This window comes from Bradyrhizobium sp. CB82, assembly GCF_029714405.1.
GTDB lineage: Bacteria > Pseudomonadota > Alphaproteobacteria > Rhizobiales > Xanthobacteraceae > Bradyrhizobium.
Map to the genome: position 1 here is coordinate 7,240,595 of NZ_CP121650.1, position 16,733 is coordinate 7,257,327.

A 16,733-nucleotide genomic window follows, 5' to 3' on the forward strand; every position below is an offset into this window, starting at 1 on the left:
GGGGTCGACTCCCACGGTTAATTTCGGGGTGCTCTCATGCGGCGAGACCCTGGAGTTGGGCTTCAGCCTCGCCAAGCAGTCGCATCAGCCGGCCCCGCTCCTCCGTCGGCGTGCTCGGATCGTCTAGCAGTTTTCTGCAATGCAAAACGACCCGCCGTTGCTCTCAACAAGGAAGCGACGAACGGCATCGTTCGCAGGGAGTGGGGCGGACCACCTAGCCGGGGACGCCGAGTTTGGTGCGGTTTGCAATTCCAACATGGGCACACGAAAGATTAGTCAGCACAACGCGGGCCGCGCTGGGCTGCCCGCATTGCGCCACCACAGGATCGATTAGCTGAATGCCGGTGAGGTCTGTGTCCGATCCCGAGGAGGTTGCAGGATTCCCCAAGGCGTGACGCTCGGGGACATCAGCGTATCGATCCTCAGCGTCGGCGCGGGAGCGGTCCAGTTCATCCAGGGCATCGAGTCGAGATATCGAATCGGTGGCAAAGGCAGCATGTCGCCGGACTTCGCCGCAGCCTGTTGCGGCGAACTCTCAATTCCCCAGGCGGCCAGCGACGGCAGCGTCAGGGCCGATGCCAGCAAGGCTGTCAACATGTTTCGGGTGACGCGGCTGGTAATATGTTTTTTGTGCTTCTCCGCACGAGCGGAGCCAATGGTTTGATCTCTGATCATCTCATCCTCCTATCGTTCGAAAACTTACCCATGCGATAGTTGCGAAACTCGAGGCCAGCATGAGCCAGTTCAGAACAGCTTCGCTCTTGCGCAACAGAGCTTCGATCTGCGTGCTCATCGTGAACCCCAGTTTTTCGTCGTGTTCGCGGTCTCCTTGCTCGGAAGTGAGGGGAGCGCCCGGCCGATGGCCGGGCGCAAGTCTTGTCAGAAGTCCATCGACGGCGCAGCCGACGTGTGAGCCTCCGCCTTCTTGGGCTTGTCGGCCACCAACGCTTCCGTCGTAATCAATAGCGAGGCAACCGAGGCTGCGTCCTGCAACGCCGTCCGGACAACCTTGGCGGGGTCGATCACGCCGGCCTTCACCAGATCCTGGTATTCGCCGGTTGCAGCATTGAAGCCCCAATTGTAGTTGCCGTTCTCGAGCAGCTTGCCGACCACCAGGGAGCCGTCCTCACCGGCGTTCTGGACGATCTGCCGAGCCGGCACCTGGATCGCGCGACGCACGATGTCGACGCCGGCCTTCTGGTCGGCGTTGACCGTCTTGACGCCGTCGAGCGCCTTGAGCGCACGGAGCAGCGCGACGCCGCCGCCGGGAAGTATACCCTCCTCGACTGCTGCACGGGTGGCGTGGAGCGCGTCGTCAACGCGGTCCTTCTTCTCCTTGACCTCGACCTCGGTGGCGCCGCCGACGCGGATCACAGCAACGCCGCCAGCGAGCTTCGCGAGCCGCTCCTGCAGCTTCTCGCGATCGTAGTCCGATGTGGATTCTTCGATCTGCGCCTTGATCTGTGCAACGCGGGCTTCGATGTCCTTCCTGGCACCCGCCCCATTGACAACAGTGGTGTTCTCCTTGTCGATCACCACCTTCTTGGCGCGGCCAAGCATGTTGAGCGTGACATTCTCGAGCTTGATGCCGAGATCCTCGGAGATCGCGGTGCCGCCAGTGAGTATGGCGATGTCGTCAAGCATGGCCTTGCGGCGATCGCCGAAACCCGGCGCCTTCACAGCTGCAACCTTGAGGCCACCGCGCAGCCTGTTGACGACCAGCGTCACGCGATCAAGCGCCTCCGTCAATGCCTCATGAAGCTCTGCAGTCATGTTAGCCTCGTTGCGAGATGCTCGACGGCTCTGCTTCTGTTCAATCAGAGCCGGTTCGTAACAAGGCTCTAGCTATTTCGAGCTGGCTGATCGCCTGGCGTAGTGCTGTTCGCGTCGCCGCCTTGTCGCCGTTCGCGCACGCTTCACACATCTCTTTCAGGTAGCGGGTCGCCGCCTCAGCGTGCACGACAAGCTCTGCTGCACCCGCAAAGGTCCCTTGGCGCTTTTTGTCAATCATCAAACTGGCTCCGACTTGGCCTGCCAGCGTGTCGACGGCATTCACGAATGTACCATGCCAGCGACGCTGATCATCGACTGCTCCGCCGCCAATCGAGGACGCTTTTGTGAACTTTTCACGTCGCGTAAGCACGTGAAGCCACTCACGATCCGCATAGCACACCGTGCTCTGCAGAGGCCGTGCGAAGCGCCTTCATCAGGGCAGCAAGCAATTGAACCCAGGCGGTAAAGAATCTTAGAACGGCGCGATGACACTTCAAGGGTCGCCGTTTCTTCCGCTGCAGAAAGCAAGAGCAGCCTGGTTTTGGCGAGGCGAGGCGTTGGTGGAATAACCAGCAGGTCAGGTCGTCTGTTCAGTTCACCTGTCCTGGTCGAGCACGAGGTTCGCCTTCATTGCACTTTGCTGACCCTTCGCGCCCAACAGCAGACTTGTCGGACGCCTCGATTCGTCTATGCCGAGGGATCGGCCCGGTGAGCGAAAAGCGACCGGCGAGGCAGGTATAGGATCTCCGCCTGGTCACCTGATAAGTCCGCGCCCCAAAGTCTTGTTGAGCCGTTGCGAGCTTCCACAAGTTCTCCGCGATAGGAGCGTTGCCTTCACCTGCACGTAGTAGGCGACCTTAAACTGCAGGGGCCTCATTCTGGTGGAGCCGGCCAAGGCGAAGGGAGATTCGACAGTAATTCTTACCGACCCTCTCGACGCTGTGGACGCGTGATCGGACCGAGCCGTCAATGGGTCAAAAGGGTGATCTGAAGCCTACCGTCCGGTAACCTCTGCCCCCTTCCATCCATGAGTGTTTTCGGGATCGGGGGCGGAACAATTTTCATACATTGCCGTTTGTCGGAGCGCCTGGAACTGCGCGCTTTGGGTGGCCGCCAAGGCGGCGATCCCGTCTAGATAACCTCGCGGGTGTGCATCCAGGAAGAAGGAGCGGGTGTCATGGCAAGAATCGCAGCACTTCCCTCCCTTTCCCCAGATGGAGGGCTCTCTCGCTATCTGATTGAGATCCGGAAATTCCCGCTGCTGGAAGCATCGGCGGAGGCCGCCTACGCCAGGCGCTGGCGAGATCATGGAGATCGCGAGGCCGCCTATCACCTGGTGACGAGTCATCTCAGGCTAGCGGCAAAGATCGCGATGAAATATCGCCGCTACGGCTTGCCGATTGCCGATCTCATTTCGGAGGCAAATCTCGGATTGATGCAGGCTGTCAAACGCTTTGAACCCGAAAGAGGCGTTCGTCTGGCTACCTATGCCATGTGGTGGATCAAGGCGTCGGTTCAGGAGTACATCTTGAGGTCTTGGTCGCTAGTCAAGCTGGGCACAACGGCATCCCAAAAAAGACTGTTCTTCAAGCTTAGGAAGCTCAAGAACAAATTGTCCGCTTTTGAGGATAGCGATCTGCGCACGGATCAGGTGAGCTACATCTCCGAGCAACTGAAGGTTAGTCCGCCGGAGGTGATCGAGATGGACCGGCGGCTCCGCGGCGACGCCTCTCTCAACGTCTTGATCAGCGATGAAGACAGCACCCAGGAATGGCAAGACCGGCTGGTCGATCCTTCGCCTGATCCCGAAAGCCTGCTGACGGATGCTGATGATTACCGGCGACGACAGGCGGCCCTCTCGGAAGCACTCAGGGTTCTATCGGCGCGCGAACGCGCAATTCTGGAAGCGCGGATGCTCGCAGATGAGCCGAAGACTCTGGATGACTTGGCCGGAGAGTATCGCGTTTCACGCGAGCGAGTACGTCAAATCGAGCAGCGCGCCTTTGAGCGCCTCAAAGGCGCAGTCCGTGCCAGGGTCGCGAATTCTTTGCCGACTTTGTGTCGGGAGTAAACCGGAGCCGAACGGTAAAGGCGTCACCCCTCTCCACCGGTCAAGAGGCTCTTGAAAAGAGCTGCTGGTGACCTAGGTCGTTTAGCAGCTGGGTTTCTTCGGCCCAAGCAGCAAGGGGATCGAAATCCCTCGATCAGGAGGAGGCCGTGAGGTCTTGTCCACCGCGCGTCGTGTCTTGATGAAACGGATCGAGGCAGCGAAGGAATCGCCGGGCGGCATTGTCATTCCCGACACGACGAAAGGAGAAGTGGTAACGGGGAAGTCACTGCGGTTGGCCCTGGCGGTCGTGACGAGTCCGGAAGTCTCACACCTATCGCTGTCACGGTTGGCGAGCGCGTGTTGTTCGGGAAATGATCCGGGAGCGAGATCAATCTACGGCACCATCGAATATCTGATCATGATGTAGACAGACATTCTGGATGCTCGCTGGGACCGGGCCGACAGAAAGGTTGCTAGTCGACGCTTTTGATACGGGCAGCCAGGTTATTCTTCGGGAGGAATGATCATGAGCGCGAAGGAGGTTCGGTTTTCAGCTGCGGCGCGGGAGAAGATGCTTCGGGGCGTTGATGTGCTTGCCAATGCCGTGAAGGTGACGCTGGGGCCGAAGGGTCGTAACGTCGTGCTCGAAAAGAGCTTTGGTGCGCCGCGGATCACAAAGGACGGGGTTACCGTCGCCAAGGAGATCGAGCTTGAAGACAAGTTCGAGAACATGGGAGCACAGATGGTGCGGGAGGTTGCTTCGAAAACCTCTGACCAGGCCGGCGACGGTACCACGACTGCGACCGTACTCGCGCATGCTATCGTGCGCGAAGGAACCAAGGGCGTTGCGGCCGGCATGAATCCTATGGATCTGAAGCGCGGCATCGATCTTGCGGTCGAGGCAGTGGTCGGCGAGCTGAGGAAAAATTCGAGAAAGCTCGCTTCGAACGAAGAGATCGCGCAGATCGCCACCATTTCCGCCAACGGCGACAGGGAAATCGGACGCTTCTTGGCGGATGCAATGAAGAAGGTCGGCAACGAAGGTGTCATTACGGTAGAGGAAGCCAAATCGCTCGAGACCGAACTAGAGATCGTCGAGGGCATGCAGTTCGACCGCGGGTATATCTCGCCATATTTCGTGACCAACGCCGAGAAGATGCGGGTCGAGCTCGAGGAACCCTACATTCTGATCCACGAGAAAAAGCTCTCAAGCTTGCAGACTCTGCTGCCGTTGCTCGAGGCAGTGGTACAAAGTGGAAAGTCCTTGCTGATCATCGCGGAGGACGTGGAGGGCGAAGCCCTCGCGACACTGGTCGTCAACAGGCTGCGCGCCGGGCTGAAGGTCGCCGCCGTCAAAGCTCCGGGTTTTGGGGATCGTCGCAAAGCCATGCTGCAGGACATCGCTATCCTCAGCGGCGGCAACTTCATCAGCGAAGATCTTGGCACCAAACTCGAAAATGTCACGTTGAACATGCTTGGACGAGCCAAGAGGGTGATGATCGACAAAGATGACACAACGATCGTCAGCGGTGCCGGCAAAAAGTCTGAAATCGAGGCGCGCGTCCGGCAGATCAAGACGGAGATTGAGGAATCCACCTCGGACTATGACCGCGAAAAACTGCAGGAGCGGCTCGCAAAGTTAGCCGGCGGAGTCGCCGTGATCCGAGTCGGCGGCGCAACCGAAATCGAGGTCAAGGAACGCAAGGATCGCGTCGATGATGCCATGCATGCGACGCGTGCTGCTGTCGAAGAAGGTATTCTTCCGGGTGGCGGGGTGGCGCTGCTGCGTGCCACTGCATCGCTGGCGAAACTCAAGCCGGCAAACGACGATCAACGCCATGGCGTTGACACCGTCAAGCGAGCTCTCAGCTGGCCCGCACGCCAGATTGCAGAGAATGCCGGCGACGACGGCTCACTCGTTGTCGGGAAGATACTTGAGAGCAAGGATTACGCCTGGGGCTTTGATGCACAGACAGGAGAGTACTGCAATCTGCTCGCGAAAGGCATCATCGATCCGACCAAAGTCGTGAGGTCCGCGCTACAGGATGCAGCTTCGATCGCCGCGCTGTTGATCACGACGGAAGCGATGGTTGCTGAGGTGCCGAAAAAGAAGAATGGAGCTGGCCAAAGCGTCCCCGCTGGTGCCGGCGAAATGGATCTTTGAGCCTCAAACAGCCCGTACGCTTGCGAAGAACCTTAACCCCCTCGGGAGGAAGTCTGTATGGTTCCGGAGATGGTCCTAACGATCGCTTTTTGCCAACGTACACGTTGGTGCCGCGAAAATCGGTGAGCCGCCGACAATCTTCGCAACCTCGCCGAAGGCGCGCCAGACAATGCACAGGCAGCCGCTCCTCGCGGTCAATGAAGCAGAATGTTGGCAGAATGCCGAGAAGGGAACCCATGCGAGACGCATCATGATGACTTGACCGCAAGCAGCCGGCAATGAGTGCTCGACACCTATCGGGAGCTGACTCGCCCCCACGAAATCGAAGCTTGGGCCGTACCGTCTACGATCGGCTGCCATCGGCCCTCGTCGCGCTCATCTTGATGAACTAAATCTCCACGCTCACCATTGTGCCGGCGCCGCAAGTCGTAAACCATGCCGACCGACTCTCACAGCCATTCGCACCTCTCCGCTGAGGAGGAGCGGATTTACCTGGAGTCCTTGATCCGAGAGGATTACGAGCAATGCCATCCTGGCGAGACACTGGAGGATCTCAAGCGCCGGGCCTCCTTCTCGAGGGAAGACAGAGGATTACTGCGGGACTGGATGATGGTCGCTGCGGCCCGGGCCGCGGATCGAGCTAAAACGCGCTGCGCCTGATGCAATCCGATAAACGTCGATTGGAGCGCACTTCGCTGTCTCAAGGATTTTTCAGCTTTTCCATCCTGGTCATTTGGATACTGCCAGCGTCGACGCAACTGGCCCGGAATAGCCGATCCGCTGAAGCCAAGCTTTCTGATCGAATACCGTATCGGACATCTCGCACGGCCTTCGCTCACGGACCGGGAGCAACTCTACGAGCCCCCGGTTCCAAGGGCAATCCGCGACACTATTTGGGCCGAATGCGCGTCCGCAGGGCAGATGACGCGGGCTTGCGTCGATGTCCGAATGGCGGAATCAAAATCAGTTTGATTATGGAAGGGCCCGCAACAGCCGTGGATTTGCGCGACGTGATGATCCGCTTCGGCGAGTTCATCGCCGTCAAAAGCATGGACCTGATGGTCGGCGAGACCGAGTTCGTCGCGGTGGTAGGCCCGACCGGTTGCGGCAAATCCACCATCCTCAACACCGTCACCGGACTGCTGAAGCCCGCCGCCGGTGATGTCCGCATATTCGGCAAGCCTCTCTCCGGCCTGAACGATCAATCCGGCTACATGCTGCAGCAGGAAGGACTGCTGCCCTGGAAGACTGCGCAGGACAATGTCGGCCTCGGCCTCGTGTTTCAGGGAAAATCGGTCGAACAGGCGCGCGCGCACGCACGGCCGTGGCTTGCCAAGGTTGGACTCAGGGGATTCGAGGAGCGCTATCCGCAACAGCTCTCGGGCGGCCAGCGCAAACGCGTGGCGATGGCCCAGACGCTGATCATGGAACCGCGGATCGTGCTGATGGACGAGCCGTTCTCGGCGCTCGATGTCCATACAAGGCGGCTGATGCACCGCATCCTGCTCGATCTCTGGCAGGCCGATCGCCGCTCGCTGATCTTCATCACCCACGATCTGGACGAGGCGATCACGCTCGCCAGATGCAGGCTCAGGGCAAGGCGATCTCCTGCATGTTCCTGCTCAACGACACTCCGGGCGTGCTGATCGGGGTGCGCAGCGACCTCGCCGACAAGGTCAAGACCGGCGCCGACTTGAAAGGACTTAAGCTCGGCATCACCGCACCGGGCTCGTCGACCGACACGATGGCGCGCTACTACATCAAGAAGGCCAGGCTCGGCCCCCGCGACGTCAACATCATCGCGGTCGGCAGCGGTGCGCCAGGCATGGTCGCGCTGGAGGCCAAGAACATCGACGCGCTGGTCTATTTCGATCCGATCGCCACGATGCTCGCGCGCAAGAAGGCGGCGGTGCCGCTGTTCGACGCGCGCACCCACGAAGGGTCGAAGCAGGCGTTCGGGGGCGTCTATCCGACCGCCTGCCTCTATTTGCAGCAATCCTTCATCGACAAGAATCTGGAGACGGTACAGCGGCTCGTCAACTCCTTGCTGAAAACCCATCGTTGGATCAATTCGGTGCCGACCGAGCAGTTGGTCGAGGCCATCCCGGCCGGCTACAAGACCGACAACACCGAGGTCAACATCGAGATCCTCAAGGCGTCGAAAGACCTGTTTTCGCAGACCGGTCTGATGGACCCGGAGTCCGCCAAAGTGCCGCTCGCTGTGCTGAGCGACTACGATCCCAAGATCGCAGCGGCGGAGATCGACCTCTCCAAGACCTTCACCAACAAGTTCGTCGAACAGGCCGCAAAGCAATTGAAGTGATGAGGCGCTTCACTCGCCTCATCTTCTGGAGTTGATCAGATGTCCCTGCCGCTATTAGGCATTCGTGTCCTCGACCTGTCGAACGTGCTCGCCGGTCCGTTCTGCGGGTATCACCTCGCCCGCCTCGGCGCCGAGGTGATCAAGATCGAAAATCCCGAAGGCGGCGATCTTGCACGCCGGCTCGGCGCTGACCCCAAAATGTCGGAGCGCCTACAGGGGCTGTCCTTCGTCGCCGTCAATGCCGGCAAGCAGTCGGTGGCGATCTCCCGGGCGCATCGCCTATCGCGGATATCCGATCGAGGAATTGATCGGCCGCATCTCGTTCCCGGCGATGATCTGGCTGATGCTGCGCGGTGAACTGCCGACACCGCAGCAGGAGAAGCTGCTGCAGGCCGCGCTCGTCGCATCCGTCGATCACGGACCGCATGCACCGTCGATCGCGATCGCGCAGATGGCCGTGAGCTGTGGCCTGCCACTGAACGGCGCGATGGCATCAGCGATCAACACGCTCGATGACGTGCATGGCGGCGCCGGCGAGCAGGCAATCGAGCTCTATGACTACGTGCTCCGCCGCAGCCAGGAAGAAGAGATCGACGCGGCGGCGGCAGCCGCTATCGACCACTTCACCGCGACGCGCAGCAAATATCTGCCCGGATTCGGTCACCGCTTCCATCCTGTCGATCCGCGCGCGGCGCCGCTTCTGGCGCTTGTGGATGCGGCCGTCGCAGACGGCAGCGTCGAAGGCCACTATGCCAAGGCGGCGCGGGCGATCGAACGCGTGATGCAGCGACGCAAGGGCAGGCTCATTCCGATGAACATCGACGGCGCTACCGCAGTCATCTATGGCGAACTCGGCTTTGCCGCACCGCTGGCTCGTGGCATCTTCTGCCTGTCGCGCGCCGTCGGTATCCTGTCCCATGCCTGGGAGCAGGCCGGACGCAAGGACCGCAACAAGGGGCCGATGCCCAAGCTGTTCGGCTATAAGTATGAGGGCCAGCAGCGCCGCCATCTGTATGTCGCGCCATGATGTATCTGGAGCAGCCACCGAAGCTCGTCCTGACGCGGCTGTTCTCGGCCATGCCAGAAGAATTCCGTCGCCGCGGCGTACGTTCCGCCTGGGCGGACGCCAACAAGGGCGGCGCACCAGTCGACTGCTTCATCGAAGGGCCCGCATTTGATCGCGACGGCAATCTCTACATCGTCGATATCCCGTTCGGACGCATCTTCCGGATTTCGTCCGAGGGGGTCTGGTCTCTCGTCGTAGAGTATGACGGCTGGCCCAACGGGCTGAAGATTGCCCGTGACGGACGCATCTTGGTCGCCGACTACCTGAACGGGTTGATGGAAGTCGATCTGCAAGCGGGCGCGATCCGACCGCTGCTACGGCATCGCAATTCGGAATCGTTCAAGGGATGCAACGATCTCCACATCGCTTCAAACGGGGACATCTACTTCACCGACCAGGGACAGACAGGGCTGCATGATCCGACCGGGCGCGTCTATCGCCTGCGTGCCGATGGCCGGCTGGAGTGCCTGATTGCAAACGGACCAAGCCCCAACGGCCTCGTGCTCGATCGTGAAGAAGCGGTTCTCTTCGTGGCAATGACACGCGACAATAGCGTCTGGCGCGTTCCGCTGACGAATGATGGTGGAGTCGCAAAAGTCGGGCGATTCCATACTTTCTTCGGAACGAGCGGCCCTGACGGATTGGCGATGGACACTAACGGCCGTCTGTTCGTAGCCCATGCCTCGCTCGGTCACGTCTTTGTCTTGCAGGCGAATGGCGAATGCGTTGCCCGCGTCAAATCCTGCGCAGGTCCGGCCTGTACCAATGTCGCGCGGAATGCGGCTAATGATACATCGGCAATAACCGAATCCTCGACGGGTTCAGTGCTTGTCGCCGACATCGCGCATGTTTGATTTTCTTCGGCGGGAGCTCAGCTTTTTTCACCTGCGAGGCCGGGCCTGCGAGTTTACCAAGCGCGCTCTTAGTGAAGCGGACCATCTGCCAAAAGCAAGAGCGCACCTTTCGGCTGCTCGTCCGTTTTCCTCGCTGCAACATCCTATTCTACGATGGGCACCCAACGGAGCTCCACCGAGTAGTCTGCGCGGCCTATATTGGATGAAGGCCCTGGAGATAGGCCGACAGGGCCGGGATCACCCGCATCGTCGTAACCCTCTCCATTTCCAAACGGCTCTAGATTTACGGCTCGAGCGCAAGCGCGGGCGCTTCGTGAGTAGCCGTCAGTCCGGCCTCTGTATCATACGCAGGAGTTCCGCGTTCCTGGGGAGGCGATCTGTCCTCGCCGTCCGGCTGGATCCTGAACCACGCCACGTAAAGCGCCGGCAGAAACAGCAGCGTCAGCAGCGTGCCGACGATGATGCCGCCCATCATGGCATAGGCCATCGGGCCCCAGAAAATCTCCCGCGCGATTGGAATGAGCGCGAGACTTGCCGCGGCGGCCGTGAGCAAGATCGGCCGCATGCGATGCTCGGTCGCTTCCACTACGGCATCCCAAGCCGGCCTGCCCTCCCTCTTGAGATCCTCGATCTGCACGATCAGGATCACGGAGTTTCGGACCAGGATGCCGATGAGGGCCAGCACGCCGAGGATGGCCACAAAGCCCAGAGGCGCACCGCTCGGCAACATGGCCATGACGACGCCGATCAACGCGAGCGGCGCAACCGCGAACACCAGGAACAGGCGCGAAAAGCTCTGCAGCTGTACCATCAGCACGGTAGCCATGACGAACAGCATCAACGGCACGACCGCGATGATCGGCCCCTGGCTCTTGGCGCTCTCTTCCACTGAGCCGCCGATCTTGATCGAATAGCCCGCGGGCAGCTGCTTTGCAAATTCCGCCACCCTCGGCGCGAGTTGGTCGACGATCGTCTTCGGCTGAACGTCACTGACGACGCCGGCCTTCAGCGTGATCGTGGGAATCCGCGCCCGCCGCCAGATCGTGGGCTGCTCCAGCTCGTAGCGCAGATTGGCGACGGCCCCGAGCGGCACCGATTGGCCGCCGAGCCCGGTCATCTGCAGGTCGCGCAGCGTGTCGATCGAGGCGCGTTCCGGCGCAGTCGCTCGTCCCGTGACATTGACCAGATAGATGCTGTCGCGCACCTGCGTGATCGGCGAGCCCTGGAGCACCGAATTCAGGGTGGTAGCGATGTCTTCCGAGGTCACGCCGAGCTGGCGCGCCTTGTCCTGGAGCACATCGACCTTGACGACACGCGCCGGCTCCATCCAGTCGAACACCACGTTGCCGAGATCAGGACTGCTGCGAATGACGCCGGCAAGCTTCTGCGAGAGGTCGCGGACCTCAGCGATGTCAGGACCGCTCAGGCGGTATTGCACCGGACGGCCGACGGGAGGGCCGACCTCGAGCAGCTTGACGTAGGTGTCGGTGCCCGGGAAGGTCTTCCTCAAATAGTCCTCGAACTGCGACTTGAGCTTGTCGCGCGCGGCGATGCCGCCTTTGGTCACGATCACCTGCTGGCCGAACCAGGTGTTGGCGGTCTGCAGGTCGAACGACAGCACGAAGCGCGGCGCACCGGTGCCGACATAGGTGGACCAGTGCTCGACCGAGTTATTGCCCTGCAACTGCTCGCGCTCGAAGCGAGCCATCTGCGTGTTGGTCTCGGTGATCGAAGCGTTCTGCGGCAGGTTCCAGTCGATGACGAGCTCGGCACGGTCTGACGAAGGAAAGAACTGCTGTTGCACGAACTGCAAGCCGAACAGGGCGAGAAGGAAGACGCCGGCCGTCACGGCGACGGTGCTCCAGCGGTGATGCATGCAGAACAGCAGCAGGCGCGCGAACATCTGCGCCAGGCGGCCCTTCTGCTCGTGATGTCCCTTCATTTTCGCAGGCAGGATGGTGACGCCGAGAAGCGGCGTGAACAATACGGCCACGATCCATGAGACGATCAGAGATACCGCGATCACCACGAACAAGGTGAAGGTGAACTCGCCGGCGTTGCTGCTGTTGAGCCCGATCGGGATGAAGCCGGCCACGGTGACCAGCGTTCCCGTCAACATCGGAAATGCGGTCGACGTATAAACGTGGGTTGCCGCCTTTTCGAGGGGATCGCCGATCTCGAGCCGCGCCACCATCATCTCGACCGCGATCATGGCATCGTCGACCAGCAGGCCAAGCGCGATGATCAGGGCCCCCAGCGAAATGCGTTGCAGCGAGATGCCGCAATAGGCCATCACGACGAAGGTGATCGCGAGCACGAGCGGAATGGCGATCGCGACCACGAGGCCGGCCCGCATGCCCAGGCTCAGGAAGCTGATGCCGAGCACGATGATCACGGCCTCGAACAGCGCTTCGGTGAAGCCCGAGACGGCGTGTTCGACCACCACGGGCTGGTCGGCAACGAGGTGCACTCCGACGCCGATCGGCAGGTCGGCGATGATCTTCGTCATCTCCTCCTTCAGCGCCTCGCCGAACTGGAGCAGGTTGGCACCGGACTTCATGCCGATCGCGAGGGCAATGGCAGGCTGGCCGTTGTATCGGAACAGCGTTGAGGGCGGATCGGCGTAACCACGCGTGATGGTCGCAACATCGGTCAGCGGGAAAAAGCGATCGTTGATGCGAAGATTGACCGCCTTCAGGCTCGCTTCCGAGGTGAACTGGCCGTTCACGCGCACACTGATCCGCTCCGGCCCCTCCTGGAGCATGCCGGAGGGTGCCACCGCATTCTGCCCTTGAAGCGAATTCATGATGGCGTGGATGTCGAGGCCGAGCGCCGCGATCTTGCGGGTGGAAAATTCGAGATAGATCACCTCGTCCTGCGCGCCGAGAATGTCGACCTTGCCGACATCAGGCACGGTCAGCACCTTGGCGCGGATGTCCTCGACCTGGTCGCGGAGCTGCCGCTGGCTCAAGCCGTCGCTGGTGAAGGCATAGATGTTGCCAAAGACGTCGCCGAAGCGTTCGTTGAAGCCGGGTCCGATCACGCCTTGCGGGAAATCGCCCCTGATGTCCGCGATCATGTTGCGGACGCGCACCCAGGTCGGCTTGACGTCGGCCGCCTTGGTCGAATCGCGCAAGTAGACGAAGACGGTGGTCTGGCCCGCGACCGTCACGCTCTTGGTGTAGTCGAGCGATTCGAGCTCCTCCAGCTTCTTCTCGATCCGGTCGGTGACCTGGCGCGTCATCTCCTCGGGCGAGGCGCCGGGCCATTGCGCCTGGATCACCATGGTCTTGATGGTGAAGTCAGGGTCTTCCTGACGCCCGAGCTGAAGATAGGCAAACAGGCCGGCCGCCATGAAGGCGATCATGAAATACCAGACGAGCGAGCGATGCCCGAGCGCCCAGTCGGAGAGGTTGAACGACTTCATGGCTCTTGATCCTGTTCGATGCGGACGTGCTGTCCCGGCTTGAGGCTGTGAATGCCGGCGGTGACGACGCGAGTGCCTGCGGCAAGCCCGCCGGTGACGCGGATGCCCGCCGGCTCGGCGATACCCTCGATTTTCTGCAAGGAGACGGTGCTGGTGGATTGATCGACCACCCAGACGAAATCGGCGCCATTCTTGGCGAGCACCGCTGACGCAGGCAGGCGCAGCACCTTGGCCTGCTCCTTGCCCAGCTTTGCCGTGACGGTTGCGCCGAGACGGAAGCTTTCGGGCGGGTTGTCGAGTGCAATCCGGACGCGCCGCAGCCGCGTCACGGGATCCGCTTGCGGCGCGATCTCGCGAATCCTGCCCACAACCTGAACGGCGGGCAGAAGCTGGGGACTGACGGTGAACGGCAGACCTACTTCGAGCGGGACCGGGAGGTCTTCCCCGATGTCGACGACCGCCTCGCGAATGTCCGGGCGCGCGACCATCACCACGGTTTGACCGGGCGAGACCACCTGGCCGACTTCCGCTCCGACGGCGGTGACGACGCCGCCGAAGTCGGCCTTGATCTGGGCATAGCCGAGCTGCTCGATTGCCTTGGTCAGGCTCGCCTGCTCCTGCGCGACGCTCGCTTCGGCGCCGGCGCGCGCCTGCTCTGCATTGTCGAGTGTCTGCTTCGTCGTCGCATCGCTGGTGATGAGCGTGCGTTGCCGCTCCTCCGTAGCCTTGGCCGTCGCAAGCTGCGCCTCGGCCTTCGCCAGCTGCGCCCTCGCCGCGCGAACGGCGAGATCGAGCGCGGTGGGATCGATCGTGCCGATGATCTGTCCTTCCCTGACGATGTCACCAGCGTAGACAGGACGCGAGGTCAGCCGTCCGAGCACGCGAAAGCCAAGATTGGTCTTGTAGCGCGGCTCGACGACACCGACGGCAAGCGTACTGTCTCCGCTGTTCGGTTTGGCTAGCATCGAGAGCACCGGGCGCACCGGCTCAGGCGCGCTCGTCTCCTGCTGACAGCCGGCGAGCAACGAGGCCGCCGCGAGCGTGCCAGCGATCATCACGCCCCGTCGCTTCATGACCGAGCTCCTTCTTCGGTGACGGACTGGCCGACGCTCAGAAGCTTGCCGCCGTCGACGACGACACGCTCGCCGGGCTCGAGGCCTGCCTTGATCAGCACCTGACCGGCCTCGTATGCGCCGACCGTGACCGGCTTCAGCGACGCTGTCTGCGTCTTCGGATCGACCGTCCAGACCGCGGGCTTCGTGCCGGTGGCCATCAGCGCACTCCAGGGCAAGGTGATCTCCTGCTGAGCTTTCGCATTGACCGTTCCGGCGACGGCGCTGCCCAGCGTCATCGCGGCCGGCGGAGTGTCGATAGACACCTTGACGCGGATCGTGGAGCTCTTCGCGTCGATAACAGGTGAAATCTCTCTCACCTCTCCCGTCGCTATCACGTCGGGATCGGAGACTAGCGCCAGCGTCACGCGGCGGCTCTCGGTCTGGCCAAGGAAGACGGATTCGTAGACCTCGAAGACGGCATCCCGCTCCCCGTCCTGAGCAAGCGAGAACACGGGCTGGGCAGCCGGAACGACCTGGCCGACCTCGAGATTTCGTGCGGTAATGACGCCGTCCGCTTCGGCATGCAGCACGGTATAGCCAAGCGCATCCGCTGAAGTGCCCAGCTGCGCCTTGGCCGCTTCCAGCACACCCTCCGCCATCCGCAAGCCTTCCTGGGCCTGGTCGTAGACGGTCCGGGTGGTGAAGCCGCTTGCGATCAGCGCTTTCTGCCGCTCGAACGTAGCCTTCGCCACGCGCAGCTGGGCTTCGGCGGAGGCCACTGCCGCGGTCGCGGCATCGACATCGGCCTGTTGCTCGGCCGGATCGAGCCGGGCGAGGACGTCGCCCTTGTTGACGTGAGCACCAACGTCCACGGTGCGAGCGATCACACGTCCGCTGACGCGGAACGAAAGGTCGGCACGGAAGCGCGCCTGGACCTCTCCGGTCAATGTGATGGCGGCTTGCCGGTCGCGCGGCTGCACGATCGTGGTCCTGACCAGCGTTGCCCGTGTGGTCGTCTGCGCCGCGTGATCGTTGCAACCAGTCAGCGCAACGCTGGCAAGCACGGTCGCTGCGGCGAGGGCCTTCCCCACATGTGGCGTTCGAACGGGGTTGGAGGATTGGCTTGTCATGGCGCGTCCGTATGATGGGAAGGCGACAACAGCCCGCCAAGCGCATCGGCGGATTGGTGAGGGACGACCAATTCGCGTTCTTGCTGGCGCAGTCGTCCCGCAAAGGGATCTGTCACAGCGGTGGGCCCGCGTTGATCGGCCGCGGCGCTTGCGGTGAGCACTGCTTCGTTTGTAGCGGTGGCTCTCGTGCGGCGCAGAGCCCTCATCTGGCGCGTTGCGATCGACCAGTTTGCGCCCCGTTCGCGTTCGGTCAGCGGGAACGAGAGGACGATCGAGGTGAATTCGGGGCCGAAGCCCTGCTCAATCCGGCCGCCGAGGACCCGCGCGATATCCCTGGCAATTCGCAATTCGCGGTCGGAAGTCTCCCGCGCGGGACGCGAGCCGTTGTCCAGGATCATGCAGTTCACCAGCGCACCGGTACGCGTCAGCTTGATCCTGATCTGCCCGGCCCGTGCGTCGAAACAAGCGTGCCTTGTCGCGTGCATCACGAGCTCATGGACGATCAGCCCCAGATGCCAGCAGCGCTCCGGCTGAAGCGCGAGGGACTGGGTCGCGAATGCCAGCTGAATGTTCATCCGGTCCAGGAGTGCCCGGCGCATGCCAAGGCCCAGTTTGCGAATGTAGGTCGCGGCATGAATCAGCGTTTCACCCGCGGGCATGGCCAGCGCACGATGCACATCGGCGTAGCCATGCAGCAGCTCGACGACATCGCTGAGCGCGCACTTGGCTTCCGTCCCCTCGGCCCGGATGGCGGCGGCGGAGACCAGGTCGATGGCGAAGGCAACACCGTTGGTGACCCTGTGATGCAGCTCGCGCAGCAGCACGCCTTCCTGCAAGCCGGGCCGGTCCGGGTTCAAAACAGTCACGACATTCTCCTATTCGACACGAACG

At 61.7% G+C, this 16,733-nt stretch carries 12 protein-coding genes and 3 pseudogenes; 8 read left to right on the top strand and 7 right to left on the bottom strand.

The features are described 5' to 3' along the window. Positions 1–330: 330 nt before the first annotated feature. The 3 genes and pseudogenes from QA640_RS35000 to QA640_RS35010 all read right to left on the bottom strand — a co-directional run bounded on the left by QA640_RS35000 (position 331) and on the right by QA640_RS35010 (position 2,011). On the bottom strand, positions 331–675 hold the full coding sequence (locus tag QA640_RS35000; RefSeq protein WP_283037350.1) for a hypothetical protein: 345 nt from the start codon (positions 673–675) through the stop codon (positions 331–333). A gap of 204 nt (positions 676–879) precedes the next feature. Next, positions 880–1,743 (bottom strand): annotated as a pseudogene (gene groEL / locus QA640_RS35005) (chaperonin GroEL); the annotation flags it as partial. Between the two features lie 70 nt (positions 1,744–1,813). Then, on the bottom strand, positions 1,814–2,011 hold the full coding sequence (locus QA640_RS35010; protein WP_283037351.1) for a hypothetical protein: 198 nt from the start codon (positions 2,009–2,011) through the stop codon (positions 1,814–1,816). Positions 2,012–2,950: 939 nt separating this feature from the next. On the opposite strand from QA640_RS35010, the gene rpoH reads away from it, so the two are divergent. The 8 genes and pseudogenes from rpoH to QA640_RS35050 all read left to right on the top strand — a co-directional run bounded on the left by rpoH (position 2,951) and on the right by QA640_RS35050 (position 10,230). Next, the gene (gene rpoH, locus QA640_RS35015) at positions 2,951–3,844 is read left to right on the top strand and encodes an RNA polymerase sigma factor RpoH (protein WP_283037352.1); all 894 of its coding nucleotides are present in this window, start codon (positions 2,951–2,953) and stop codon (positions 3,842–3,844) included. 178 nt (positions 3,845–4,022) lie between these two features. After that, a pseudogene (locus QA640_RS35020) lies at positions 4,023–4,250 on the top strand (co-chaperone GroES). 99 nt (positions 4,251–4,349) lie between these two features. Continuing rightward, entirely contained in the window at positions 4,350–5,987 is a 1,638-nt protein-coding gene (gene groL, locus QA640_RS35025) for a chaperonin GroEL (protein WP_283037353.1), read from the top strand. A gap of 974 nt (positions 5,988–6,961) precedes the next feature. Beyond that, positions 6,962–7,633, top strand: a complete 672-nt coding sequence (locus QA640_RS35030; RefSeq protein WP_283037354.1) for an ABC transporter ATP-binding protein — start codon at positions 6,962–6,964, stop codon at positions 7,631–7,633. Next, complete coding sequence (locus QA640_RS35035) at positions 7,570–8,310, top strand: ABC transporter substrate-binding protein (RefSeq protein ID WP_283037355.1); 741 nt, start codon at positions 7,570–7,572, stop codon at positions 8,308–8,310. The genes QA640_RS35030 and QA640_RS35035 overlap by 64 nt, the downstream gene beginning before the upstream one ends. Positions 8,311–8,349: 39 nt before the next feature. After that, positions 8,350–8,574, top strand: a pseudogene (locus tag QA640_RS35040) (CoA transferase); the annotation flags it as partial. Further along, positions 8,549–9,337, top strand: coding sequence for a citryl-CoA lyase (locus QA640_RS35045; protein ID WP_283037356.1), 789 nt, complete (start codon positions 8,549–8,551; stop codon positions 9,335–9,337). The pseudogene QA640_RS35040 and the gene QA640_RS35045, both read left to right, overlap by 26 nt. After that, positions 9,334–10,230, top strand: coding sequence for an SMP-30/gluconolactonase/LRE family protein (locus QA640_RS35050; protein ID WP_283037357.1), 897 nt, complete (start codon positions 9,334–9,336; stop codon positions 10,228–10,230). The genes QA640_RS35045 and QA640_RS35050 overlap by 4 nt, the downstream gene beginning before the upstream one ends. Before the next feature lie 283 nt (positions 10,231–10,513). On the opposite strand, the gene QA640_RS35055 is transcribed toward QA640_RS35050, so the two are convergent. From QA640_RS35055 to QA640_RS35070, 4 genes are read right to left on the bottom strand one after another with little or no spacing between them, the layout of a single operon-like run. Continuing rightward, positions 10,514–13,657, bottom strand: coding sequence for an efflux RND transporter permease subunit (locus QA640_RS35055; protein ID WP_283037358.1), 3,144 nt, complete (start codon positions 13,655–13,657; stop codon positions 10,514–10,516). Then, entirely contained in the window at positions 13,654–14,730 is a 1,077-nt protein-coding gene (locus tag QA640_RS35060; RefSeq protein WP_283037359.1) for an efflux RND transporter periplasmic adaptor subunit, read from the bottom strand. Before QA640_RS35060 ends, QA640_RS35055 begins: the two co-directional genes overlap by 4 nt. Continuing rightward, entirely contained in the window at positions 14,727–15,842 is a 1,116-nt protein-coding gene (locus QA640_RS35065) for an efflux RND transporter periplasmic adaptor subunit (RefSeq protein ID WP_283037360.1), read from the bottom strand. The genes QA640_RS35060 and QA640_RS35065 overlap by 4 nt, the downstream gene beginning before the upstream one ends. Then, positions 15,839–16,708, bottom strand: a complete 870-nt coding sequence (locus tag QA640_RS35070; RefSeq protein ID WP_283037361.1) for a sensor histidine kinase — start codon at positions 16,706–16,708, stop codon at positions 15,839–15,841. The genes QA640_RS35065 and QA640_RS35070 overlap by 4 nt, the downstream gene beginning before the upstream one ends. Between the last annotated feature and the right edge of the window lie 25 nt (positions 16,709–16,733).